This window comes from Aeromicrobium sp. (assembly GCF_036676885.1).
Taxonomy (GTDB): Bacteria; Actinomycetota; Actinomycetes; order Propionibacteriales; family Nocardioidaceae; genus Aeromicrobium.
Genome location: NZ_JAKFCB010000279.1, coordinates 1 through 22200 on the forward strand (window position 1 = coordinate 1; position 22200 = coordinate 22200).

A 22200-nucleotide genomic window follows, 5' to 3' on the forward strand; every position below is an offset into this window, starting at 1 on the left:
CTACGGCTGGGCCTCGCTGACGCCGGACGTCGAGGGGTATGCCGGCGCGCTCGTGATCGTGACGATGTCGTACTTCCCGCTCGTCTACCTCCCGACCGTGGCATCGCTGCGCGGGCTCGACCCGGCGCTCGAGGAGGTCGCGCAGTCGCAGGGCCACGGCCGGCTCGGCACCTTCGTCCGGGTCGTCCTGCCGCAACTGCGCCCGGCGATGATCGGCGGTGCGCTGCTGGTCGGGCTGCACCTGCTCGCGGAGTTCGGGGCGTTGCAGATGCTGCGCTTCCCGACGTTCACGACCGCGATCTACGACCAGTACCGCTCGTCCTTCAACAGCGCCGGCGCCAACGTCCTCGCGGCCGTGCTGGTGCTGTGCTGCCTGCTCCTGCTGCTGGCCGACCTGCGGCTGCGGACGGATCGACGCCTCGCCCGGGTGGGCAGCGGAGCGGTCCGGGCGGTCTCCCGGCACCGCCTCGGCAAGCTCACGGTGCCGGTCCTGGCGCTGATGCTGCTGCTCACCGCGGCCTCGCTCGGGGTTCCGCTCTACAGCCTCACGCACTGGATGGTCGTCGGCAGCTCGACGGCGTTCCCGGTCGGCGAGATCGCCTCGGCGGCGGGCACGTCCGTGGCGCTGGGGCTCGCCGCGGCGTTGCTGACGGTCGCCCTGTCGATCCCGATCGCCTGGCTCGCGGTGCGCTTCCGCAGCGCGTCGACCACGGGCATCGAGCGCAGCGCGTACATCGCCAGCGCACTGCCCGGCATCGTGGTCGCGCTGGCCCTCGTGACGGTCTCGATCCGTTATGCCCAGCCGCTCTACCAGACGTACGCGCTGTTGATCGCCGCCTACGCCATCATGTTCCTGCCTCGCGCGCTGGTCGCGGTGCGTGCCGCTGTCGAGCAGGCGCCGCCGGTCTTCGAGGATGTCGCGCACGGCCTCGGCCTCAGCCCGGCCGAGACGGCTCGCCGGGTCACGCTGCCGCTGATCGCCCCCGGTGTCGGTGCCGGTGCGGCGCTGGTCTTCCTCGCCGTGGCGACCGAGCTGACCGCGACGTTGCTGCTGTCGCCGATCGGCACGACGACCCTCGCGACGCAGTTCTGGTCGAGCTCCTCCGCGGTCGCCTACGGTGCGGCAGCGCCCTACGCCGTGATCATGGTCGTGATCTCGCTGCCCGCGACCTACTTCCTGAGTCGTCGACGAGATGGGTTGGTGCCCGCATGAGCGGACTCGAGATCGCCGGGCTGACGAAGTACTTCGGCGACCTTCTGGTGCTGGACGACGTCTCGATCGACGTCGAGGCGGGCGCGATCCTGGCGGTCCTCGGGCCGTCCGGCGGCGGCAAGACGACCCTGCTCCGGATCATCGCGGGCTTCCTCGACCCGGACGCCGGAAGCGTGTCATTCGGTGGCCGTACGCTCGTCCGCGACGGTCGCGGTGTCCCGCCGCAGCGGCGCGGCGTGGGCTACGTCCCCCAGGAGGGGGCGCTCTTCCCGCACCTCGACGTCGCCGCCAACATCGCCTTCGGCATACGCGGTGCGGCCCGCCGCGGCTTCGACGTCAACACGATGCTCGCCCTCGTCGACCTGCCGGCGGCTCTGCGCAGCCGCTTCCCGCACGAGCTGTCCGGAGGCCAGCAGCAACGTGTCGCGCTCGCCCGCGCCCTCGCGCCACGCCCCGACATCGTGCTGCTCGACGAGCCGTTCTCGTCGTTGGACGCCGGCCTCCGGCTCGAGACGGGGCAGGCAGTCGCCCACGCGCTCCGCGCAGCTGGTGCGACCGCAGTGCTCGTGACGCATGACCAGGGCGAGGCGCTGGCGCTGGCCGACCAGGTCGCTGTGCTGCAGGGTGGCCGCGTCGCTCAGGTCGCGAGCCCTGCCGACCTCTACCGGTCACCCGCGACCCCCGCCGTCGCGGCGTTCGTCGGCGCGGTCGTGACGCTGGATGCCGACGTCTCGGGCGACCTCGCATCGTGCGCCCTGGGCAAGGTCACGGTGCCGGCGGGCGGTCCGCAGGGTGCCTGCCGCCTCATGATCCGCCCGGAGCACCTCGTGCTCTCGCCGGATCCTGCCGACGGCGCGCCCGCGCGGGTCGTGCACGTCAGCTTCTTCGGCCACGACGCGACCGTCGAGCTCGTGCTGATCGACCAGGAGCTCACGCTGCAGGTCAGGGTGCCGGGTGCGGCCGTGCCGGAGATCGACGACCTGCTGTCCGTGTCGATCGGCGGGCCGGTTGCCGTCGTGGCAGGTGCGCGGTGAGCCCGGTGCCGTTCGCCGACCTGCGCCGGTGGGGCTCTCGACCTGCGCTGATCGCAGCGGACGACTCGCTGACGTACGCGGAGCTCGCCGACCGCATCGAGTCGATGCCGTGGCAGGACGAGCGGCGACTCGTGCTGGTGCCGGGGGCCAACACGCTCGAGACCCTCGCCGCATACGTGTCGGCGATCGCCAACGGGCACGTCGTGCTGCTCGTGCCCGGCGACAGCCCGGCGGTCTTCGAGTCGCTGATCGACGCGTACGACCCTGACCTCGTGTTCGACGCGGTCGCGGGCGGCTTCGTGGAGCGGCACGAGGGGACCCGCCACGACCTGCACCCCGACCTCGCGCTGCTGATGACGACCTCCGGGTCCACCGGCTCACCCAAGCTCGTACGCCTGTCGCGCGACAACGTGCTGAGCAATGCCGGTGCCATCGCGGGCTATCTGGGCCTGACGGCAGCCGACCGCGCGATCACGACGCTGCCGATGCACTACTGCTACGGCCTCTCGGTCATCCACAGCCATCTGATCGCCGGCGCCGGCGTCGTCGTCACCGACTGGTCGGTGCTCGACCCGTGCCTGTGGGACCTCGCCGATCGGGAGCAGGTGACGTCGTTCGCCGGCGTCCCCTACACGTTCGACCTGCTCGACTCGAGCGGCTTCGCCGAGCGTGAGCTGCCGTCGCTCCGCTACGTCACGCAGGCCGGCGGACGCCTCGCTCCTGAGCGGGTCGCCGGATATGCGCGACTCGGCCGCGAGCGCGGTTGGGACTTCATCGCGATGTACGGGCAGACCGAGGCCACGGCCCGGATGGCGTACCTGCCGCCGAAGCTCGCCGAGTCGCACCCGCATGCCCTGGGCGTGCCGATACCCGGAGGCTCGTTCCAGATCGACCCCGTCGCCGGGGAGCAGCGGCCCGGCGTCGGCGAGCTGGTCTACCGGGGCGACAACGTCATGATGGGCTACGCCTCGAGCGCGGCAGACCTGGCTCGCGGCCGCGACGTCAGCGAGCTGCGCACGGGCGACCTGGTGCGTCGCGACGACGACGGACTGCTCGAGTGGGTCGGCCGGCGCAGCAGGTTCGCCAAGGCGTACGGCGTGCGGATCGACCTCGACGACCTCGAGGCGGTCGTGGCGCGTCACGGTGGCGCGGCCCGGTGCGTCTCGACGGGTGACCGGCTGCACGTCTTCATCGACTGGCACCAGGACGCCGCGGACCTGCACGGTCTCGTCGCCCGCACGGCCGGGCTGCCCGCGCACGCCGTCAGCGTCACCCGGCTCCGCTGGGTGCCGCGCAACGCGTCCGGCAAGACCGACTACCCGGCCCTGGAGCGGCACGCCGTGATGACCGACGCCTCCCGCGACGAGCCCGCCGAGCCCGACAACCAGGTCAGCGTCGAGCGGGTTCGCGACCTCTACGCCCAGCTGCTCGGCCGGCCGGGTGCCACGGCCGACGACAGCTTCGCGAGCCTCGGCGGCGACTCGCTGTCGTACGTCGAGCTGTCGGTCCGGCTGTCCGCGCTGCGGCTCGACCTCCCGGGTGACTGGCACACCCGGCCCATCCGTGAGCTCGTGTCGGCCCCCGGCCGCCGGCGAGGGATGGGCGTGCGGCTCGAGATGTCCATCCTCCTGCGGGCACTCGCGATCATGCTGGTGCTGGGCACCCACGCCAACCTGTTCGTGATCCCCGGCGGCGCCCACCTGCTGCTCGCGGTGTGCGGCTACAACTTCGTACGCTTCCAGCTGTCCGGCGAGTCGGCGCGCGTCCGAGCCCGGCTCGGGCTGCGATCCCTGGCGCACCTGGTGATCCCCAGCGTCATCTGGATCGGCGCGGTCGCGGTCGTGCTGCGGACGTACGACCTCAGCACCGTGCTGCTGCTCAACGGCGCGCTCGGCAGCGACTCGTGGACCGATCAGTGGCAGTTCTGGTTCCTCGAAGCAGTCCTCTGGACCCAGGTCGTGGCGCTCGGACTGCTCTCGCTGCCGATCCTGCACCGTTCGTGGCGGCGCCATCCGTTCGGCTTCGCGCTGGCGTTCACCCTGGTCGCGCTCGCCACCCGGTATGCCCTGGTGGGCGTCGAGGCCGGGCCGACCGAGCGCTACACGCCATCGATCGTGCTGTGGTGCTTCGCGCTCGGCTGGCTCGTCGCCGCCGCGCGTACGCCCTGGCAGCGCCTCGCCGCCTCAGCCGTCGCGGTCGGGGGTGTCGCCGGATTCTTCGGTGACCCGCAGCGCGAAGCCGTCGTCGCCGGAGGCATGCTGCTGCTGGTGTGGATCGCCGCCGTCCCGGTGCCGCGTCTGGTCGCCCGGGTCGTCGGATCGCTGGCCGCCGCGTCGCTCTACATCTACCTGACGCACTGGCAGGTCTACCCGCACCTGGAGATGAAGGTCCCGATCCTCGCGGTGCTGAGCTCGCTGGTCGTGGGGCTGGCCTACCGGCAGGTCGTGGTGACGATCGCGGCGCGACTCGCGCTGGTCAGGTGGGTGCCCGCCAGGAGTCGCGCTCCGCTACCGCGACGCACGGTCGCGGTGCTCGAGCGCGTCTAGACACGCCCAGGCTCTTGCTCGGCTGTCAGTCGTCTTCGCGGGCGGCACGCTCGGCAGCGCCCTCGGGGTCCGGGATGCCGCGGAACGTCCGGAAGCTGTAGACGATGAAGCCCAGGGCGATGACCGCCGACAGGATCAGGGTCGCGCCGGTGCCCCATCCGCCGATCAGCCACCAGCTCTCGCGCAGCGGCCACCAGTCGGGCGCGTCCGGTCGTACGCCCCAGTAGACGCCGATCGCGCCGAGCGCGATCGCGCCGGAGCAGCTGGCGATGATGCGGGGCCAGGTCTGCACGCCGTCGGCGGCGGCCTTGTAGGCCATGACCTTGACCGGCTCCAGCCGGCGCTCGGCCCATTCGTACTGCTCAGCGAGGACAGCGAGGCCGGCGACCATCAGGAGGAGGCCGGGGCCGGGCAGGAATAGCGCGGCCAGGCCCGCGAGCAGGAGAACCCAACCGACGATCTCGAGCACCAGGCGGCGAACCGCCTTCGTCGACCGTCGGCGCTCCGGCTTGTCGTCGGTCATCGGGTGCCCGCCGGCGAGGTGTCCATGCCTCATCCTCGCATCCGGCGACCGGCCGGGATCGATCGGCCGTCGGCGCTGCGCTAGTCCCGGGCGCGCTTGGCGAGCGACTTGTCCATGCGCCGAAAAAGGGGTTGTGAGATCTTGGTGACGACACCGGGCAGTGCCGCCATGCCGAGCTCGCCCATGGCGCCGGGCAGGCTCGTGACCCGAGTCGGTTTGTCGACAATGGCCTTGACGAGCCAGTTGGCGGCCTTGTCGGCGCTCAGCATCGGCATGGCCTGGTAGATCGGCGTCGCTCCCGACATCTCGGTGCGCACCATCGGGAAGTAGACCGTCGTCGAGGTGATGCCGTCGTGCCCCAGCTCGGCGGTGAGTGAGCGGGTGAACGACTCCAGGGCGGCCTTGCTCGCGAGGTAGGCCGAGAACAGCGGGATCGGCACCTGCGTCGACATGGTCGACGAGATCACGACGTGTCCGTGGCCCTGTTCGAGGAATCGCGGGAGCAGCGCGAGGGTCAGGCGCACGGCGCCGAAGTAGTTGATCGCCATCGTGCGCTCGTAGTCGTGCACCCGGTCGAGCGACTCCTTGACCGGGCGGCGGATCGACCGGCCGGCATTGTTGACCAGGGTGTCGACCCGGGGGTGCTCGGCGAGCAGCCTGGCAGCGACGTCTGCGGCCGCCTCGGCGTCGGAGAGGTCCACGGCGTAGGCGTACGCCATGCCGCCCTCAGCCTCGATCGCGGCGCGTACGGCCTGGAGCTCGTCCTCGCGCCGGGCGAGCAGGCACACCGTCGCCCCGAGGCGGGCCACCTTGCGTGCCGCCTCGGCGCCGATGCCGCTGGAGGCGCCCGTGATGACGACGGTCTGGCCCGACAGCCCTTCGAGACGCGAGCCCGGCTCGCTGCGCTCGCCGGGCACGCTCCTCAGGAACCACTTCACTCGGTGTCGCCGCCGAACAGCGCGGTCAGGAGCCGCATGCAGCGCTGCATCATCTGCTCGGCGCTCTCGTCGGGGTGCTCCATCCACCAGTTCATCAGCGAGTCGACGATGCCGAGCCACACCGCTGTCATGGCGGAGATGTCGAGCGGGTCGTCGTTGCCGGCCAGGCCCATGAGCTCGGTGACGCCCTCGTCGGCGAGCTTGCCGATGCGTTCGGCGTACAGGGCGATCGAGTCGGCGATCGGGCCGGTCGACGGCGCGGTCGGGTCGAAGAACAGTCGCCAGAGGTAGGGCTGGGGCTCCAGCAGGGTGAACATCCCGGCGAGGGTTGCCATGCCGCGCTCGATGCCGACGGCGTCGCCGCGGGCGATGCGCTCGATCTCGTCGGCGAGCAGGGCGCCGCCGCGGTCGAGGCACGCTTCGTAGAGCCCTTCCTTGGAGCCGAAGTAGTTGTAGATCAGCGGCTTGGAGATGCCGGCCTGGTCGGCGATCGCGGCCACCGACGTCGCGGCGAATCCGTGCGTGCCGAACTGCTGGGAGGCGATGTCGAGGATCTGCGTCTCCCGGTCCAGGCGGGGGACGCCCTTGGTGCCGGCGTTGGGTCTGACCACGGTCGCAGTCTAGCGGGTGATGTGATTGCGTGGTAACTTACCCAAAGGTCATATCAGTCTGGAGGAGTCATGCAGGAGTTTTTCGACCCCCTGAAGAACCCGACGCTCGTTGCGGCGCCGTTCTTCATCATGTCGCTGCTGATCGAGCTCGCGGCGTTCAGGTTCCTCGAGACCGATGAGGAGATGCGCGGCTACGAGCGCAAGGACGCGCGGACCAGCCTGATCATGGGGCTGGGGTCGGTCGTGTCGAGCGCGGTGTTCAAGCTCGGCACCCTCGTGTTGTTCGTCGCGGTCAGCGTCCACCTCGCGCCGTGGCACCTCCCGGACGACACCTGGTGGTCGTGGGCGGCGCTGATCCTGGGCCTCGACCTCGCGTTCTACCTGCAGCACCGCTTCGTGCACCGGGTCCGCATCGGCTGGGCGGCGCACCAGGCGCACCACTCGAGCGAGTACTTCAACTTCTCGACCGCCCTGCGGCAGAAGTGGAACCCGTGGGCCGAGGCGCTGTTCTGGCTCCCGTTCCCGTTCCTCGGCTTCGAGCCGTGGACGCTGTACGTCGCGTTCTCGGTCAACCTGATCTACCAGTTCTTCGTCCACACCGAGCGCGTCGGCACGATGTGGCGGCCCATCGAGTTCGTCTTCAACACGCCGTCGCACCACCGGGTGCACCACGGCAGCGATCCGGAGTACCTCGACAAGAACTACGCCGGGATGCTGATCATCTGGGACCGCATGTTCGGCACGTTCCAGAAGGAGCTGTTCCGTCCGACGTACGGGCTCACGGTGCCGGTCGAGACCTACAACGTGTTCCGGCTCCAGTACGGTCCGTTCGCCGAGCTGTTCCGCGACGTCCACAACGCCAGGAACTGGCGCGAGAAGCTCGGCTACGTCTTCATGCCGCCCGGTTGGCATCCGGGTGAGAAGCGGACCGAGGTCGAGCAGCCGCGGCAGACGCAGTCGGCGTGACCGACCGGCAGCTGGTCGTCGCCGCCGGGCTGTTCGCGGTCTTCCTCACGGCGTGCGACCAGCTGTTCCACGTGCGCACCGAAACGCTGGTCTACTTCTGGGAGCCCCAGGTCGCGGGCCAGACGGTCATCGTCCCGCTGACATTCTTCCTCGCCGGTGTCCTGATGCTGGGCGCCAGCCGCCGGGTCCAGCCGCAGGCGCTGCCGGTGACCGGTGCTCGGCGACCCGTCATAAGTCTCGTGCTGGTGACGGCGGCGTACCTCGTCTCGGGGCTGCTGGACCCGGATCTGGCCGGCGCCTACGCCCTGGTGCTGCTGATCGCGTGGGCCGTACGCGTCGCGGTGCGGGGTGAGCGGGCGGTCGCGGTCGCGGCCGCCGTCGCGATCGCGGTCGGCGGGGTGCTGGCCGAGTCGGCACTGTCCGCGGCCGGTGAGTTCGACTACCTCGCGCCCGATCTGCTGGGCGTGCCCTGGTGGCTGTTCCCGCTCTACCTCCATGGCGCGCTGGTCGCGGCCGACGTCGTCGCGCTCGTACGCTCGAGGGTGGCTACGAACGCGACCTCCGTGCGTCATACCTGACGCCGATCGCGAAGAAGATCATCGTCAGCACGGCGCCGAGGATGACGGTCGCCCCGTCGCCGAGCACGCCGTTGACCGTGAGGGCGCCGGTGATCACGAGGGCCACGACGACGTACGCCGCGACCTTCCAGTCGTCGCCGATGACGAAGTCGTACCAGAAGAGGCCGAAGGCCTTGAGGAGCTTCATGCTGCCTCCGTCGGGATCGCGGTCGAGGTGCGAGCCCGGCCGAGGCCCGCGATGACGATGCGGGTCACGAGGAACCAGCCGGCGACCAGTGCGATCAGGGCGAGCTTGCCGCCGGGCCACGAGAGGCTCTCCTCGTCGGCGCGGAAGTACCCGACGCCCTCGAGCGCCCAGTAGGTGCCGAACGCCGCGAGCATGACCCCGACGCCGTACTTGAGGGTGTTCTCGGGAACCTGGGCGAGCGGCTTGCGCAGCGCGATGCCGAGGGCGACCACGATGACGCCGGCGACGACCGCGCCGCCGATCGCCATGCCGAGCGCGTCGGCCGAGAGGCCGAACGTGACGACGATGAAGACGACCTCGACGCCCTCGAGGAACACGCCCTTGAACGACACCATGAACGCGAACAGGTCGATGCCGGCGTACGTCGTGCGATCCGCCTCGCGGGCTGCCTGGGCCTGCTCGGCGAACTCCGCCTCCTCGTCGTGCATCGCCTTGAAGCCGGACGCCCGCAGGCAGGCCTTGCGCAGCCACTGGAGGCCGAAGATCAGCAGCAGCGTGCCGATCGTGAGCTGCAGCAACGACTCGGAGAGCCACGTGCTGATCGCGAGACCGAGCACGGCGGTGAAGGCCGTGAGGGCGACCAGCGCAGTGACGGTCCCGGCGATCGCGGACTTCCAGCTGCGCGTGACGCCCATCGCGAGGACGATCGTGAACGCCTCCACGAACTCGACGAGGGAGGCGACGAACACCGCGCTGACCAGTGCCGCTGTCGTACCGTCCATCTGGGTCTCCTAGCTCGTTTGTACCAAGTCGCGAAGGCCGGGGCTACAGGTCGGTCGTGATCGTGCCCAGCACCGTGTGGTCGGCGTCGACCAGGGGGATGGACGGCCAGCGGTCGAACGCCCCGCAGGGGTGGCTGATGCCGAGGCTCAGCAGCTCGCCCGGCGCGATGCGCAGGTCGGCCGGCACGGTCAGGAACGCGTGCTGGTCGTTGAGCTTCTCGACCGTGACGCCGTCGAGGGCTTCGCGCTGCCGGGTGGGTCCGTAGCGCCCGAGGACCACGGGAAGCTGGTCGTCGATCGGCACGTCGCGTCGGCCGAAGCCGGCGATCGCCCGGGTCGGCTCGGGTCGCGACCAGACGCTGGCGAGCAGCTCGAACGCCGGCCGCAGCCGAGGCGCGCCGGGGCCGCGCCCGTCCCATGGCGACGTACGCCGGTAGGTGCCGTGGTCGTGCGTCGCGTAGCAGCCGCTGCGCAGCACCGTACGTACCGGGAAGTCGAACGCGTGAGGTCCGAGGGCGTCCACGACCAGGTCGAAGTACGAGCTCCCGCCGGCCGTGACGATCGGCACCGCTGCGGGATCGAGAAGGCCGCGCTCGTGCAGCAGCACGACGGTGCTCCTGAAGTCGGCGAGATAGGCGTCGATGCCCGGGGGGACGTCGTGGCCGAGGCTCGGCATCAGCCCTTCGTAACCCGCGACCCCGGCGAGGCGCAGGTGCTGCGATCCCGCGACGTGCTCGGCGAGGCGTACGGACTCGTCGATCGTCCGTGTGCCGGTGCGCCCGCCGGCGTAGCCGACCTCCAGGAGCACATCGAGAGGCTGGGCCGATCCGGCCAGGCCGTGTTCGAGTGCCTCGGCGCCGGCGATGCTGTCGACGTAGCACCAGAAGCCGGCCCCCGGCTCGGTGCGGCTGAGCAGGTGCTCGGCGACCCAGCGGATCGCTGTCACGTCGACGAGCACATTGGCCAGCAGGATGCGGGCGGTGCCGAGGCGGTGCAGGCCGCGGACCTGGGCAGGCGTTGCCGCGGTCATCGCCCACGCTCCGTGCCGCAGGTGCCGCTCGACGATCTGCGGAGACAGCGAGGTCTTGGCATGCGGGGCGTGCAGGACGCCCACCTCGGCGCACCAGTCGGCCATCGCCGTCAGGTTGGACTCGAGGGCGTCCTCGTGGAGGACCAGCGCGGGATAGTCCAGGTCGCGCAGAGCATCAGCGCCGGGACTCGCCAGTCCCTTCGACGAGCTCATAGGCTCCGCGACAGGCCGCCGTCGACCGGGAGCATGACCCCGGTCACGAAGCTGGCCGCCGGCGACAGCAGGAACGCCGCGGCCCGGCCGAACTCCTCGGGCCTGCCGTAGCGCCGCAGCGGGAGAGACTGCTCGGCCGCGGCGCGGGTGGCCTCCGCGTCGTCGGAGAGCGCGTCGATCTGGCGGACGCGCTCGGTGTCGATCTTGCCGGGCAGCAGGCCGTTGACGCGTATGCCGCGCGGTCCGAGCTCGTCGGCCAGGTTCTTGGCCGCCATGGCGAGGCCGGGGCGCAGGCCGTTGGAGATGCCGAGGCCCTCGATCGGGGTCTTGACCGACGTCGACAGGACGAACGCGATCGAGCCTCCGTCGCCGAGCTCCTCGGCCACCGTGACGGCGAGCCGGATCGCCCCGAGGAACACGTCCTCGAACGACGATCGCCACTCCTCCTCCGTACGCTCGAGGATCGCGCCGGCGGGCGGCCCTCCGACGCTGATCAGGGCGCCGTCGAGCCGTCCGAACGTGTCGCGGGCCGCGCTGATGAGCTGCTGGGGTGCGGCCGGATCGGCGTTGTCGACGGCGACACCGGTCGCCAGCGGGCCGAGTGCGGCGACCGCGCGGTCGACGGAGTCCTGAGAGCGTGACGAGATCACGACCTTCGCGCCGTCATCGACGAGCGCCTGTGCCGTGGCGAGCCCCAGGCCCTTGGAGGCACCGGTGAGAAGGTAGACGTGGTCACGCAGTCCGAGGTCCATACCTTCAGACTAGGGCTGGCGCCTCAGCGCTCAGTCAGGCTGTGGCTGACCAGGCCCACGAGGTTGCCCTCGGAGTCGCGGATGAACGCCATCCACTCGTCGGTGCCGGCTGGGCCGAGGCTGTCGTTGGTGTGCTGGAAGATCACGTGCGGCTCACCCTCGATCGGCACGTCGCGGGCGCGCAGGTCCTCGATCGACGCGCGTACATCGTCGACCTCGAGGTAGATCGTGGCGGACGGTGCTGCCTGCTCGAGCAGCAGCCGGCTGTCGCCGAGGGTGAAGAACAGCAGGCCGGGTGGGTCGAACCTCGCAGTCGGCGGTTGGCCGAGGAGCTGCTCGTAGAACGCCGCGGCGCGGTCGAGGTCGTCGGCGTGCTGCGCGACCTGGACGATGCGGCTCATGTGTCGAGCGTAGGCCCGATCGAGTCACTCCGGGAGTGGCCAGACATACGGGAGGTCATCCGGCACCCCTGGGAAGAACCGGCCGTAGTGCTCGGGATCCTTCCGGACGAGGGACGACTGATGGCTTCGGTGGAACTCCTCGTTTCCGAGCCACGACGGCAGCGCCCCGGCCGCGGACAGCTCGGACTGCGTGCGTACGTCGCTCACCCCTGCCTCCGCGAGATCGGCGGCGATCGTCGCGGCGCAGGTGTCGGCGTATCCCTGACGCGTCCACTCGCCGATGATCGCGAAGCTGTAGGCGCCGAGTGCCTCGAGGTGGCCGCGCCACATCAGCGCGGCAGGGTGGTGCCGCCAGCCGTACGTCGGAATCGTGAGGGCCCGGACGATCTGGATCGCCTCGACGCGCTGCTTGCCGAGCCTGGTGCGATCCAGCACCTCGGCCGAGCGGGCGAAGTCGGCGTAGGGGAGGAAGGTCTGCACGTGGAGGGGGTTACCCGCCGCCTGTCGATCGAAGCGGCATGTCGTGGAGCTGGTGGCCAGGGCCGGGGTCGAACCGGCGACCCTCCGCTTTTCAGGCGGATGCTCGTACCAACTGAGCTACCTGGCCGTGCCCGCGAACGAGCGACGATCACCTTATCGCACGGCCCCGGTGCGGTTGAAATCGGGAGAACGAAAAACCCACACACCTGGACTCAGATGTGTGGGTCTCGTTCAGCTGGCGACCCCGACCGGACTCGAACCGGCGACCTCCGCCGTGACAGGGCGGCGCGCTAACCAACTGCGCCACGGGGCCTTGCTGTACGCGGGTGAACCGCGCACGCAACTGTAACGTACGGGCGGCCCCGCAAACAAAACGGGTCAGGCCTGCGGACGCGTCTGCGAGGGCGGCAGATCATCCCGGGGCCCTGGCTCATCGGGGGGAACCGTCCCGGGCCCGATGTCGGGGCCGGAATCGGGCTCCTCGACCACCTCAGGACCGCTCTCCGCGGTGCGGTCGGCCGGTGTCGTGGACGGCGGCGTGTCGAGGCGCAGGCCCGGCGAGGCTGGCGGCATCACGGAGTCGTCGCGGCGATGCTGTTCGTGCGATCCGGTGGTGTCGTGACCTTCGCGGACCATGCGCAGCCAGACCATGGCCGCGCCGATCACGATCAGGATGGCGATGATGACGAGCCACTTCATGGTGTCCTCCTGGCGTGCCCGGGGGCACTCTCCACCAGCGTAACCCCGGGTCGTCGTAGCGCATCCGAAAGCCTTCAGCCACCGGTGTCCAGAGGTTGAGCACGGCTGGCCGGGCCGGGAATCGAGGTTTGTATGGGGTCATGACTGCTCGCCCCACGACCCCTTCACCCCTGTCGCTGGCCGAGCTCGCCGCCCTGACGAGCACGGTCGCCGAGGACGTACGCGCCGGCCTCTACGAGGTCGACGCCGACGAGGAGAGCCGATGGCATGTGAGGATCCGGTGCGACGATCAGGTCGACGTGTGGCTCATCAGCTGGACCACGGATCAGGGCACGCAGCTGCACGACCACGGTGGGTCCTCGGGCTCGTTCACGGTCGTCAGCGGTGAGCTCAGCGAGGCCGTGTGGACACCCGGCGCCGAGGTACTGGCCGAGACGGTTCGCCGTTCGGGCGACGCGGTCCTCTTCGGCGAGCACTACGTCCACGACGTGCGCAACCTCCGGGCCGAGACAGCCGTGAGCGTGCACGCGTACTCGCCGCCGCTGTCGCTGATGAACTACTACGACGTCGACGGCCACCAGCTCACGAGGCTCGCCTCGGTGTGGACCGACGATCCGGAGGCCGAGATGCCCTCGCTCCGGGAGGCATCGTGACGACGTACGCCTCCGTGGACGACCTGCTGGCCGCCGCGCGGAGCTCGCTCGAGCGGCTCGATCCGCGCCAGGCGTGCGACAGGGTCGCCGCCGGAGCGCTGATCGTCGACATCCGACCTGGGTGGCAGCGGGAATCAGATGGGGAGATTCCCGGTTCTGTCATAGTCGAGCGCAATCATCTGGAGTGGCGCCTGCACCCCGCCTCGGGTGCGAGCCTGCCGCAGGCGAGCGACGGACAGGAGTGGATTGTGGTGTGCACCGAGGGCTACACGTCATCTCTCGCGGCTTCGTCGCTCGTGTCGCTGGGCCTCCAGGCCAGCGACCTCGTCGGCGGGATCCACGCGTGGCGTGCGGCCGGCCTGCCGGTCGTCGCCGGTCCGTCACCGGTCGGCGTCACCACATCGTCATGAGATGAGCGCCACGATTGGATTGCTGCCCGTCGGGGTTCACGCCAGACTGTCCGAAGCTCATATTCCCAGTTCAATGCCTACCTATCGCGAAACGCGGAGGACCGCATGATCGAGTACCGCTCCATCGGCAAGACGTTCGCAGATGGCACCGAGGCGGTCGGGGACTTCAGCCTCCAGCTCCCTTCCCACACGACGACCGTGTTCGTCGGGTCCTCTGGATGCGGCAAGACGACGCTGCTGCGCATGGTCAACCGCATGGTCGACCCGACACATGGCCAGGTCCTGATCGACGATGTCGACGTGGCGACGCGCAACCCCGTCGAGCTGCGCCGCAGCATCGGCTACGTCATGCAGGCGGCGGGCCTGCTCCCGCACCGCACGGTGATCGACAACGTCGGCACGGTTCTTCGGCTCAACGGGGTCAGCAAGAAGGAGACCCGCGAGCGCGCCCACGCGGTGCTCGAGACCGTCGGCCTCGACAGCTCGCTGGCCAATCGCTATCCCAGCCAGCTGTCCGGCGGCCAGCAGCAGCGCGTCGGTGTCGCCCGTGGCCTGGTGACCGACCCCAACATCTTGCTGATGGACGAGCCGTTCGGCGCCGTCGACCCGATCGTGCGCGAGGAGCTGCAGGCCGAGCTGTTGCGCCTGCAGCGCGAGCTCGACAAGACCATCGTGTTCGTCACCCACGACATCGACGAGGCGTTCCTGCTCGGCGACCAGGTCGTGATCCTCAAGAAGGGTGCCGAGGTCGCCCAGGTCGGCTCACCGGCCGACATCCTCGCCGAGCCGGCTGACGAGTTCGTCCGCAGCTTCGTGGGCCTCGATCGCGGCAAGCGGTCGCTGCACATCGAGAAGCGTGACGACGGCACGTCGATCGTGGTGGACGAGTCGGGCAAGGCGGCCGGAGTGCTGGCCCCGTGAGCGAGCGCCGGCGAACGACGGAGACCGTGACATGAGCTACCTGTTCGACAACTGGGGCCAGGTGATCGACCTGTCCGTGCGTCACCTGTGGCTCAGCCTCATCCCGATCGTGCTGGGCTTCGCGATCGCCCTGCCGATCGGCTGGTACGCCAGCCGGCACCGCCGCCTGCGCGGCGTGCTGCTGAGCCTGGGGAGCATCCTCTACACGATCCCGTCGATCGCCCTGTTCGCGGTGCTGCCGGCCGTGATCGGCACGCAGTACCTCGATCCGATCAACGTCGTCATCGCCCTGACGATGTACGCCGTCGCGATCATGATCCGGTCCGCCACCGACGCGTTCTCCTCGGTCTCCGACGCGGTGCTCGACGCCGCGACCGCCAACGGCTACGCGCCGGCCGGGCGTGCGCTCTCCGTCGAGCTGCCCCTGGCCGGTCCGGTGCTGCTGGCGGGCCTGCGGGTCGTGTCGGTCAGCACCGTGAGCCTGGTCAGCGTCGGTGCGCTCATCGGCGTCAGCAACCTCGGCTCGCTGTTCACCAACGGCTTCCAGCGCGGCTACGACTCGGAGATCTTCACCGGGGTCCTGGCCATCGTCGTCATCGCTCTGGTGCTGGACGGCCTGCTGGTCGTGGCCGGCCGGTTGCTGATGCCCTGGTCGCGCGTGACCCGCCCGTCGGGGGTGGCGGCATGAGCGTGGCGTCCGAGACGATTGACTGGTTCACCGATCCGGCCAACTGGTCCGGCGACTACGGCGTGCCGAATCGCATCGTCCAGCACCTCGGCTACACGGCCGTGACGGTCGCGATCGCCGCGGCGCTGGCCATCCCGATCGGCCTGTGGATCGGGCACACGGGTCGGTTGCGGGGGCTGGCGGTGGTCTTCTCCGGCGCGCTCCGTGCTCTGCCGACCCTGGGCGTCGTGACCTATCTCGGCCTCTTCACGGGGGTCAACCTCACCGCGACGGTCGTGGCCCTCGTCGTCCTGGCGGTGCCTCCGCTGCTGGCCGGCGCATACTCCGGGCTGGAGTCGGTCGAGCGGCAGACGATCGACGCGGCCCGCGCCATGGGCATGACCGAGTGGCAGATCCTGACCAAGGTCGAGGTCCCGCTCGCGCTCCCGATCATCGTGGGCGGCCTGCGCTCGGCGACCCTGCAGGTCGTGGCGACGGCAACCGTCGCGGCGTACGTGGGCCCCGGAGGCCTCGGCCGCTTCCTGATCGACGGCCTGGCGGTCCGTGACACTCCCCAGGTCATCGCCGGATCGCTCCTCGTGATCGCGCTGGCGCTGCTGCTCGACGCGCTGTTCGTCGCGGTCCAACGCGTCGCGATCCACGGCCATCCCGCTGTCCAGCCTTCACGTTCCTGAACCTTCCATGACCCCACCACAAGGAGAAACCCCATGAAGATGACCCGACTCGCCGCGGCAGCGACCGCCGCCTCGCTCGGTCTGTTCCTCGCCGCGTGCGGCGGCGATCCGGCCGACGGTGAGAAGTCCGCCTCGGACACCATCACGATCGGATCCGCAGCGTTCCCCGAGAACGAGATCATCGCCGAGATCTACGCCCAGGCTCTCGAGGCCAAGGGCGTCAAGGTCAAGAAGAAGCTCAACATCGGCGCCCGCGAGGTCTACATCCCGGCGCTCGAGAGCGGCGAGATCGACCTGTTGCCGGAGTACACCGGCAACCTGCTGTCATTCCTCGACAAGGACGCCACGGCGACCTCGCCGGAGGAGATCGAGGCCGCGCTGGACGACGCCTTGCCCGAGACGCTCGAGGTGCTGGAGGTGGCCGCGGCCGAGGACAAGGACTCGCTCAACGTCACACAGGAGTTCGCCGAGAAGAACGGTGTCAAGACGATCGCCGACCTCAAGGACATCGACGGCCTCAAGCTCGGCGCCAACCCGGAGTTCCGCACCCGTGCCTACGGCATCCCGGGCCTCGAGAAGATCTACGGCATCACGGGCATCAAGTTCACGGCGATCAGTGACGGGGGCGGGCCCAAGACGCTCAAGGCGCTGCTCGACGGTGACATCGACGTGGCCGACATCTACTCGACCACGCCGTCGATCGTGGAGAACAACCTGGTGACCCTGGAGGACCCGGAGAACCTGATCGCGGCCCAGAATGTCGTTCCGCTGATCGCCGAGAAGAAGGCGTCCGACAAGGTCGAGGACGTCCTCGACGCCGTCTCGGCTGAGCTGACGACGCAGGACCTGCTGGATCTCAACGGCAAGAACCAGGGTCCTGACAAGGCCAAGCCGGCCGACCTGGCCAAGGAGTGGCTGACCGACAAGGGCCTGATCTGACCCCAGGGTGACGCAAGAATCGAGGTTTGTCCGGTCCTGGCCGGACAAACCTCGATTCTTCGGTCACGCCTAGACGAGCGCGGGCTTCGGGGCGTACTCGTCCTCGATGCTCTTGACGTCGCCGAGCCGCTCGAGCCGTCCGCGCAGCTTCAGCAGCAGCGCGGGCAGCAGCACCAGGCGTACGAGCGTCGCGTCGATCAAGATGGCCACGGACAGGCCGATGCCCATCTGCTTCATCTCGAGCATGCTCAGCGTCGCGAAGACCGCGAACACCGAGACCATCACGGCCGCCGCGCTGGTGACGACGCTGGCCGTCTCGCGGATCCCGAACTCGACCGCCCGGTCGTACGGCAGGCCCTGTCGGAGGCCCTCACGGACCCGGCTGAGGACGAACACGTGGTAGTCCATCGACAGGCCGACCAGGACCACGAAGCAGAACAGCGGGATCCAGTCGACGACGAATCCGGACGACTCGTAGTCGAGCAGGCCGTTGAACCAGTCGTGCTGGAAGACCAGCGTCAGGACACCGAACGCGGCGCCGACCGACAGCAGGTTGAGCACGGTCGTCAGCATCGCGATCGTCAGGCTGCGGAACGTCCACCCCATCATGACGAGCGTCAGGATCAGCACGAAAGCGATGACCCACGGCAGCGTCGACGGCTGGTTCTCGTAGTCGTAGTTCTCCGCGACCGTGCCACCGACCGCGCTCTCGGTGGCGTCGAGCGAGTCGGTCGCGCGGGGGACGATCGTGTCGCGCAGTTGCTCGATCGCGGCGTCGTTGCGGGCGTCGCCCTCGGGGTGCGCCGCGTGCATCGCCAGCTGCACCGTACGACCGTCCTGCGACACCGTGATGGCGTCGTCGGGCGCCGTGGCGATCCCCGACCCGACGGCGTCGGACCGGACCGCCTCGAGCGCCGAGCGGGCCGCATCCGTGCTGCCCTTGCCGGTGTGGACGAGGACGTCGATGCCGGGGCGCTCCGACGGGAAGCTCTGCTGCATCCGCTGGTACGCCTGCACCGCCGGGATGTCCTGCGGCAGGGTGTCGATCGTGCCCTGGTGCATGTTCATGCCGAGCGCGGGGACCGCGAGAGCCACCAGCACGCCGCCGGAGATGACAGCCGCGGCCATGGGCTTGCGGATGACCGGGCGGATCAGGCGACCGCTGATGCCGCCGCTGCCGATGCGGCGGTTGAGGCGCCACAGCAGCGGGATGCGGGGGCGGTCGACCCAGCGGCCGAGCTTGGCCAGCAGCGCGGGGAGCACCGTCAGCGAGCCGATCACGGCGACGACGACCACGAGGATCGAGCCGACGGCGAGGGCGCTGAAGACGGGCTCGCGCGTGATGAACAGGCCCGACATCGAGACCACGACGGCGAACCCGGAGACCACGACGGCCCGACCTGACGTCGCCGCGGCGATCTCGATCGCGTCGACCGTGGACCGTCCGCGCATACGCTCCTCGCGCTCGCGCTTGAGGTAGAACAGCGAGTAGTCGACGCCGACCGCCATGCCGATCAGCAGCACGACGTTGGCGACCGTGCCGGAATCAGGCACGAGGTACGAGATCGGGGCGTACAGGCCCAGGCCCGTGATCACCGACGAGATCGCCAGCAGCACCGGGATGCCGGCCGCGATGAACGCCCCGAACGCGACGAGCAGGATCAGGAACGTGATCGGCAGGCTCATCGACTCGGCGGATGCCAGGTCCTCGCCGACCTTGTCGTTGATGCCGGCATCGAGCGAGGCCTCACCGGCCTGCTCGACGTCGAGCGACGGATTGGCCTTCTGGACCTTGGCGGTGGTGTCGATGAGCGCGTCCACGTGGTCCGCGGCGGCGTCTTCATCGCCGGCCATCGTGATCGGCACGAGCAACGCATCGCGTTTCTCCGACCAGATCGGTGGTCCGACGTCGGCGACGCCCTTGACGTCGGCTGCGGCCTCGGCGAGCTGCGTGGCAGCCGCCTCGGCCTTCGCGGGGTCGAGGGCGCCCTTGGGGGCGGTGATGAGGACCGACTCGGTCGGGCTCGCGGCGAGCCCGGCCTTGTCGATCATGGCCTCGGCGCGCCCGGACTCGGCGACGCGGAAGTCCTCGTCCGCAACCTGCTTGGTCTGGACGGTCGACATGAGGGCGATGGCGGAGACGACGAACGCGACCCAGAGGCCGATCGCGCGCCACGGGTGAGTCGCGCTCCAGCGAGCGACCCTGACGGTGGGAGATGTCGAAGACATGGTGTTGTCCTTCTTTCGATGTGACTGGTCTGGAATGGAACGTGACAACCAGCCTCGTGAATCGCGAGTCGCGCCGACATGGTGCTGGAACCCCGATCGGAAGTAGGCCTGAGTCCACTGCCCGGGGCCTGCCGATGCGCAAGGATTGAGGGATCAACCCACACGATTCGGAGCCCCCGTCATGAGCGCCACCGCCCCCGCCGCCTCGCCGTTCGAGGGGGAGTCCTTCGTCGCCGGTCTGTCGCGCCGGCTGAAGCTCAGCGCCCTGTCGGTCGCGTACGTCTTGCTGGCGGTCCCTGCGCTCGTGCTCCTCTGTGTCCTCACGACGGCGCTCGGCGTCGCGATCGTCGGTGTCGGGCTCGTCCTGCTCCTGCTCTTCGTGCCGCTCAACCAGCAACTGGCGAACGTGCACCGCCGGCTCGCCGGCCGCATCCTCGGCATCCACATCCAGCGCCCCTACCTCCCGACCACGTCGGTGTCCGGCCTCGGCCTGCTCAGGCGCTGGGTCGCGGATCCGGCTCGCTGGCGGGACTTCGCGTGGACGTACATGTCGGTGACGGTCGGCTGGGCGCTCGCCTGGATCTCGTTCGGCCTGGGCCTCGCGGTGGTCTGGTACCTCGTCTTCCCGTTCGTCTACTGGGTCACGCCGGCCGGCACGTTCGACATGAGCTACGGCATCTTCCGGCTCGACACCCAGGCCGAGGCGTTCTACGAGTGGGCGTGGCTGCTGGTGGCGTTCAGCCTCTGGTGGTGGCTGCTGCCGGTGCTCATGCGGTGGCGTGCCGAGCTCGACCGGGCGATGCTGTCGCCGACGCGCGAGTTCCTCGAGCGCCGGGTCGCAGAGGTCTCGCAGTCCCGCGCGGAGACGATCGACCACTCCGCCGCCGAGCTGCGGCGCATCGAGCGCGACCTGCACGACGGAGCGCAGGCCCGGCTCGTGGCCCTCGGCATGAACCTCGGCATGGCGGAGGAGATGCTGGCCAGGGATCCCGAGGGTGCCGCCGCGATGCTGGCGGAGGCCCGCGCCGTGACGACGTCGGCGCTGGGTGACCTGCGCTCGGTCGTACGCGGGATCCATCCGCCGGTGCTGGCCGATCGCGGGCTCGCCGGCGCGATCCAGGCACTGGCGCTCGACATGCCGCTTCCGGTGTCGGTGATGATCAACCTGACCGGCAGGCCCGCGGCCCCTGTCGAGTCGGCGGTCTACTTCGCGACCAGCGAGCTGCTCGCCAACATCGGCAAGCACGCCGAGGCGACGCGAGCCGTCATCGAGGTCACGCACGACGGCGAGGCGCTCAAGGTCGTCGTCGAGGACGACGGCAGGGGCGGAGCGTCGCTCGCCGCGGGCACGGGACTTGCCGGGGTCGCGAGACGCCTGGCGGCGTTTGACGGCACGATGGACGTGGTCAGTCCCGTCGGGGGGCCGACCGTGGTCACCCTGGAGGTTCCGTGCGCGTTGTCATCGCCGAAGATCTCGCCCTCCTCCGGGACGGCCTGACGCGGCTCCTCGAGGCGTACGACTTCGAGGTCGTGGCGGCGGTGGACGATGCCGACAAGCTCGCCGAGGTGCTCCGTTCCGAGGCGGTCGACATCGCGGTCGTGGACGTACGCATGCCGCCGACGTTCACCGACGAGGGCCTGCGCGCCGCGATCGCCGCCCGGGCCGAGCGGCCGGGGTTCCCGGTGCTGGTGCTGTCGCAGTACGTCGAGCAGCTGTACGCCCGCGAGCTCCTGGGCAGCGGCGACGGTGCGGTCGGCTACCTGCTCAAGGACCGCGTCGCCGACGTCACGACGTTCGTCGATGCGGTGCGTACGGTCGCCGGTGGCGGCACGGTGCTCGACCCCGAGGTCGTCTCGACGCTCATCGCGCGGGCGCAGCCCGACAGCCCCATCGCGCGGCTGACCGATCGCGAGCGCGAGGTGCTGGGCCTCATGGCGGAGGGCCGCTCCAACGCCGCGATCGCTGCCGCGCTCTTGGTGACGGAGAAGGCGATCAGCAAGCACACCAGCAACATCTTCATGAAGCTCGACCTCGACGCCGACGACGACAGCAACAACCGCCGCGTGCTCGCCGTGATCGCCTACCTCCAGGCCTGACCCCTGCCGGGGCGGTGACTCAGCGTCCACCTTCAGCGTTGAGCGGTGACCTGGCGTCCAGGTTCAGTGTTGAGCGGTGACTTAGCGTCCACCTTCAGCGTTGAGCGGTGACTTAGCGTCCACGTTCAGTGTTGAGCGGTGACTTAGCGTCCACGTTCAGTGTTGAGCGGTGACCTGGCGTCCAGGATCAGGGGTGAAGTGGACGCCAACTCACCGCTTCCGTCAGGACGGTGGGCGCCAACTCACCGCTCCGTCAGGACGGTGGACGCCAACTCACCGCTTCCGTCAGGACGGTGGACGCTAAGTCACCGCCCCGCGCCGGAGAGAGGGGGACGGACCCCGCTCTCCGGAGGGTGGAGAGCGGAGCCCGCCCGGCATGGGTGGCTAGGCGTCGACGCGTTCGAGGTCGGCGGGATCGCCTTCGCTGATCCCGATCCGGTCGTGCAGCCTGCGGAGCGGCCGCGGGGCCCACCAGTTGCGCTTGCCCAGCAGCGCCATCAGCGACGGCACGAGCATCGCCCGGACGATCGTCGCGTCGATCAGCACTGCGAGCGCCGTGCCGATGCCCAGCTCCTTGATGAAGATGATCTCCGACGTCGCGAATGCGCCGAGGGCGATCGCGAACAGCAGCGCCGC

General features: G+C 69.8%; 25 protein-coding genes and 2 tRNA genes. 13 read left to right on the forward strand and 14 right to left on the reverse strand.

Translation table 11 applies throughout. The features are described from left to right. The 3 genes from V6M46_RS12530 to V6M46_RS12540 form a co-directional block, all read left to right on the forward strand. Positions 1-1213, forward strand: a 1213-nt coding sequence (locus V6M46_RS12530) for an ABC transporter permease (protein WP_332665547.1), incomplete at its 5' end; no start/stop codon positions are given. Continuing rightward, positions 1210-2247, forward strand: a complete 1038-nt coding sequence (locus V6M46_RS12535; protein ID WP_332665549.1) for an ABC transporter ATP-binding protein — start codon at positions 1210-1212, stop codon at positions 2245-2247. The genes V6M46_RS12530 and V6M46_RS12535, both read left to right, overlap by 4 nt. Further along, positions 2244-4793, forward strand: coding sequence for an AMP-binding protein (locus V6M46_RS12540; protein ID WP_332665552.1), 2550 nt, complete (start codon positions 2244-2246; stop codon positions 4791-4793). Before V6M46_RS12535 ends, V6M46_RS12540 begins: the two co-directional genes overlap by 4 nt. A 25-nt stretch (positions 4794-4818) precedes the next feature. On the opposite strand, the gene V6M46_RS12545 is transcribed toward V6M46_RS12540, so the two are convergent. The 3 genes from V6M46_RS12545 to V6M46_RS12555 are packed head-to-tail and all read right to left on the reverse strand — an operon-like array spanning position 4819 to position 6865. Continuing rightward, complete coding sequence (locus V6M46_RS12545; protein WP_332665555.1) at positions 4819-5349, reverse strand: PGPGW domain-containing protein; 531 nt, start codon at positions 5347-5349, stop codon at positions 4819-4821. Positions 5350-5396: 47 nt separating this feature from the next. Further along, on the reverse strand, positions 5397-6254 hold the full coding sequence (locus tag V6M46_RS12550; RefSeq protein ID WP_332665558.1) for an SDR family NAD(P)-dependent oxidoreductase: 858 nt from the start codon (positions 6252-6254) through the stop codon (positions 5397-5399). Then, a complete protein-coding gene (locus V6M46_RS12555; protein WP_332665561.1) occupies positions 6251-6865 on the reverse strand; it encodes a TetR/AcrR family transcriptional regulator in 615 nt (204 codons plus the stop codon). Before V6M46_RS12555 ends, V6M46_RS12550 begins: the two co-directional genes overlap by 4 nt. Positions 6866-6934: 69 nt before the next feature. Between V6M46_RS12555 and V6M46_RS12560 the strand changes: the two genes are divergently transcribed. Together V6M46_RS12560 and V6M46_RS12565 are read left to right on the forward strand one after the other, a co-directional pair. Then, the gene (locus tag V6M46_RS12560; protein ID WP_332665564.1) at positions 6935-7831 is read left to right on the forward strand and encodes a sterol desaturase family protein; all 897 of its coding nucleotides are present in this window, start codon (positions 6935-6937) and stop codon (positions 7829-7831) included. Then, positions 7828-8409, forward strand: coding sequence for a hypothetical protein (locus V6M46_RS12565; protein WP_332665567.1), 582 nt, complete (start codon positions 7828-7830; stop codon positions 8407-8409). Before V6M46_RS12560 ends, V6M46_RS12565 begins: the two co-directional genes overlap by 4 nt. Here the strand turns inward: V6M46_RS12565 and V6M46_RS12570 are convergent. From V6M46_RS12570 to V6M46_RS12610, 9 genes are all read right to left on the reverse strand, one after another. Continuing rightward, complete coding sequence (locus V6M46_RS12570) at positions 8378-8596, reverse strand: hypothetical protein (protein ID WP_332665570.1); 219 nt, start codon at positions 8594-8596, stop codon at positions 8378-8380. The genes V6M46_RS12565 and V6M46_RS12570 overlap by 32 nt on opposite strands. After that, positions 8593-9378 (reverse strand): hypothetical protein, encoded by a 786-nt coding sequence (locus tag V6M46_RS12575; protein WP_332665573.1) that lies wholly within the window; start codon positions 9376-9378, stop codon positions 8593-8595. Before V6M46_RS12575 ends, V6M46_RS12570 begins: the two co-directional genes overlap by 4 nt. 43 nt (positions 9379-9421) lie before the next feature. Next, the gene (locus tag V6M46_RS12580) at positions 9422-10621 is read right to left on the reverse strand and encodes an alanine racemase (protein ID WP_332665575.1); all 1200 of its coding nucleotides are present in this window, start codon (positions 10619-10621) and stop codon (positions 9422-9424) included. After that, complete coding sequence (locus tag V6M46_RS12585; protein WP_332665577.1) at positions 10618-11373, reverse strand: SDR family oxidoreductase; 756 nt, start codon at positions 11371-11373, stop codon at positions 10618-10620. The genes V6M46_RS12580 and V6M46_RS12585 overlap by 4 nt, the downstream gene beginning before the upstream one ends. Before the next feature lie 23 nt (positions 11374-11396). Next, complete coding sequence (locus V6M46_RS12590) at positions 11397-11774, reverse strand: VOC family protein (RefSeq protein ID WP_332665580.1); 378 nt, start codon at positions 11772-11774, stop codon at positions 11397-11399. A 24-nt stretch (positions 11775-11798) separates the two neighbouring features. Further along, complete coding sequence (locus tag V6M46_RS12595) at positions 11799-12254, reverse strand: MSMEG_6728 family protein (protein ID WP_332665583.1); 456 nt, start codon at positions 12252-12254, stop codon at positions 11799-11801. A gap of 50 nt (positions 12255-12304) precedes the next feature. Then, positions 12305-12381: transfer RNA gene (locus V6M46_RS12600), tRNA-Phe, on the reverse strand. Positions 12382-12490: 109 nt separating this feature from the next. Then, positions 12491-12567, reverse strand: a tRNA-Asp gene (locus V6M46_RS12605). Positions 12568-12632: 65 nt separating this feature from the next. After that, complete coding sequence (locus tag V6M46_RS12610) at positions 12633-12953, reverse strand: hypothetical protein (RefSeq protein WP_332665585.1); 321 nt, start codon at positions 12951-12953, stop codon at positions 12633-12635. 140 nt (positions 12954-13093) lie between these two features. Between V6M46_RS12610 and V6M46_RS12615 the strand changes: the two genes are divergently transcribed. The 6 genes from V6M46_RS12615 (at position 13094) to V6M46_RS12640 (ending at position 17238) form a co-directional block, all read left to right on the forward strand. Next, on the forward strand, positions 13094-13606 hold the full coding sequence (locus tag V6M46_RS12615; protein WP_332665587.1) for a cysteine dioxygenase: 513 nt from the start codon (positions 13094-13096) through the stop codon (positions 13604-13606). Further along, complete coding sequence (locus tag V6M46_RS12620; protein WP_332665590.1) at positions 13603-14016, forward strand: rhodanese-like domain-containing protein; 414 nt, start codon at positions 13603-13605, stop codon at positions 14014-14016. The genes V6M46_RS12615 and V6M46_RS12620 overlap by 4 nt, the downstream gene beginning before the upstream one ends. A 105-nt stretch (positions 14017-14121) precedes the next feature. Then, positions 14122-14937 (forward strand): ABC transporter ATP-binding protein, encoded by an 816-nt coding sequence (locus V6M46_RS12625; RefSeq protein ID WP_332665592.1) that lies wholly within the window; start codon positions 14122-14124, stop codon positions 14935-14937. Between the two features lie 31 nt (positions 14938-14968). Beyond that, positions 14969-15625 carry an ABC transporter permease gene (locus tag V6M46_RS12630; RefSeq protein ID WP_332665595.1) on the forward strand — a complete coding sequence of 219 codons (657 nt, stop codon included), beginning with the start codon at positions 14969-14971 and terminating at the stop codon, positions 15623-15625. After that, positions 15622-16299: an ABC transporter permease gene (locus V6M46_RS12635; RefSeq protein ID WP_332665598.1), complete on the forward strand. Its 678-nt coding sequence runs from the start codon at positions 15622-15624 to the stop codon at positions 16297-16299. Before V6M46_RS12630 ends, V6M46_RS12635 begins: the two co-directional genes overlap by 4 nt. A gap of 33 nt (positions 16300-16332) precedes the next feature. Next, positions 16333-17238 (forward strand): ABC transporter substrate-binding protein, encoded by a 906-nt coding sequence (locus V6M46_RS12640; protein ID WP_332665601.1) that lies wholly within the window; start codon positions 16333-16335, stop codon positions 17236-17238. Between the two features lie 69 nt (positions 17239-17307). Here the strand turns inward: V6M46_RS12640 and V6M46_RS12645 are convergent, their stop codons facing one another. After that, positions 17308-19467 carry an MMPL family transporter gene (locus tag V6M46_RS12645; protein WP_332665604.1) on the reverse strand — a complete coding sequence of 720 codons (2160 nt, stop codon included), beginning with the start codon at positions 19465-19467 and terminating at the stop codon, positions 17308-17310. A 181-nt stretch (positions 19468-19648) separates the two neighbouring features. On the opposite strand from V6M46_RS12645, the gene V6M46_RS12650 reads away from it, so the two are divergent. Together V6M46_RS12650 and V6M46_RS12655 are read left to right on the forward strand one after the other, a co-directional pair. Next, a complete protein-coding gene (locus V6M46_RS12650) occupies positions 19649-20965 on the forward strand; it encodes a sensor histidine kinase (RefSeq protein ID WP_332665605.1) in 1317 nt (438 codons plus the stop codon). Beyond that, positions 20917-21564, forward strand: coding sequence for a response regulator transcription factor (locus tag V6M46_RS12655; protein WP_332665607.1), 648 nt, complete (start codon positions 20917-20919; stop codon positions 21562-21564). Before V6M46_RS12650 ends, V6M46_RS12655 begins: the two co-directional genes overlap by 49 nt. Positions 21565-21948: 384 nt before the next feature. On the opposite strand, the gene V6M46_RS12660 is transcribed toward V6M46_RS12655, so the two are convergent. Continuing rightward, positions 21949-22200: MMPL family transporter (locus V6M46_RS12660; RefSeq protein ID WP_332665610.1), on the reverse strand; the 252-nt coding region annotated here is incomplete at its 5' end.

Excerpts from the sequence above, each read along its gene's own strand:
- V6M46_RS12590 (WP_332665580.1), bottom strand. The coding sequence starts at position 11,774 with ATGAGCCGCATCGTCCAGGTCGCGCAGCACGCCGACGACCTCGACCGC.
- V6M46_RS12585 (WP_332665577.1), bottom strand. The coding sequence starts at position 11,373 with ATGGACCTCGGACTGCGTGACCACGTCTACCTTCTCACCGGTGCCTCC.
- V6M46_RS12640 (WP_332665601.1), top strand. The coding sequence starts at position 16,333 with ATGAAGATGACCCGACTCGCCGCGGCAGCGACCGCCGCCTCGCTCGGT.
- V6M46_RS12615 (WP_332665587.1), top strand. The coding sequence starts at position 13,094 with ATGACTGCTCGCCCCACGACCCCTTCACCCCTGTCGCTGGCCGAGCTC.
- V6M46_RS12535 (WP_332665549.1), top strand. The coding sequence starts at position 1,210 with ATGAGCGGACTCGAGATCGCCGGGCTGACGAAGTACTTCGGCGACCTT.
- V6M46_RS12545 (WP_332665555.1), bottom strand. The coding sequence starts at position 5,349 with ATGAGGCATGGACACCTCGCCGGCGGGCACCCGATGACCGACGACAAG.
- V6M46_RS12625 (WP_332665592.1), top strand. The coding sequence starts at position 14,122 with ATGATCGAGTACCGCTCCATCGGCAAGACGTTCGCAGATGGCACCGAG.
- V6M46_RS12610 (WP_332665585.1), bottom strand. The coding sequence starts at position 12,953 with ATGAAGTGGCTCGTCATCATCGCCATCCTGATCGTGATCGGCGCGGCC.
- V6M46_RS12575 (WP_332665573.1), bottom strand. The coding sequence starts at position 9,378 with ATGGACGGTACGACAGCGGCACTGGTCAGCGCGGTGTTCGTCGCCTCC.
- V6M46_RS12560 (WP_332665564.1), top strand. The coding sequence starts at position 6,935 with ATGCAGGAGTTTTTCGACCCCCTGAAGAACCCGACGCTCGTTGCGGCG.
- V6M46_RS12570 (WP_332665570.1), bottom strand. The coding sequence starts at position 8,596 with ATGAAGCTCCTCAAGGCCTTCGGCCTCTTCTGGTACGACTTCGTCATC.
- V6M46_RS12650 (WP_332665605.1), top strand. The coding sequence starts at position 19,649 with ATGAGCGCCACCGCCCCCGCCGCCTCGCCGTTCGAGGGGGAGTCCTTC.
- V6M46_RS12580 (WP_332665575.1), bottom strand. The coding sequence starts at position 10,621 with ATGAGCTCGTCGAAGGGACTGGCGAGTCCCGGCGCTGATGCTCTGCGC.
- V6M46_RS12635 (WP_332665598.1), top strand. The coding sequence starts at position 15,622 with ATGAGCGTGGCGTCCGAGACGATTGACTGGTTCACCGATCCGGCCAAC.
- V6M46_RS12630 (WP_332665595.1), top strand. The coding sequence starts at position 14,969 with ATGAGCTACCTGTTCGACAACTGGGGCCAGGTGATCGACCTGTCCGTG.
- V6M46_RS12645 (WP_332665604.1), bottom strand. The coding sequence starts at position 19,467 with ATGTCTTCGACATCTCCCACCGTCAGGGTCGCTCGCTGGAGCGCGACT.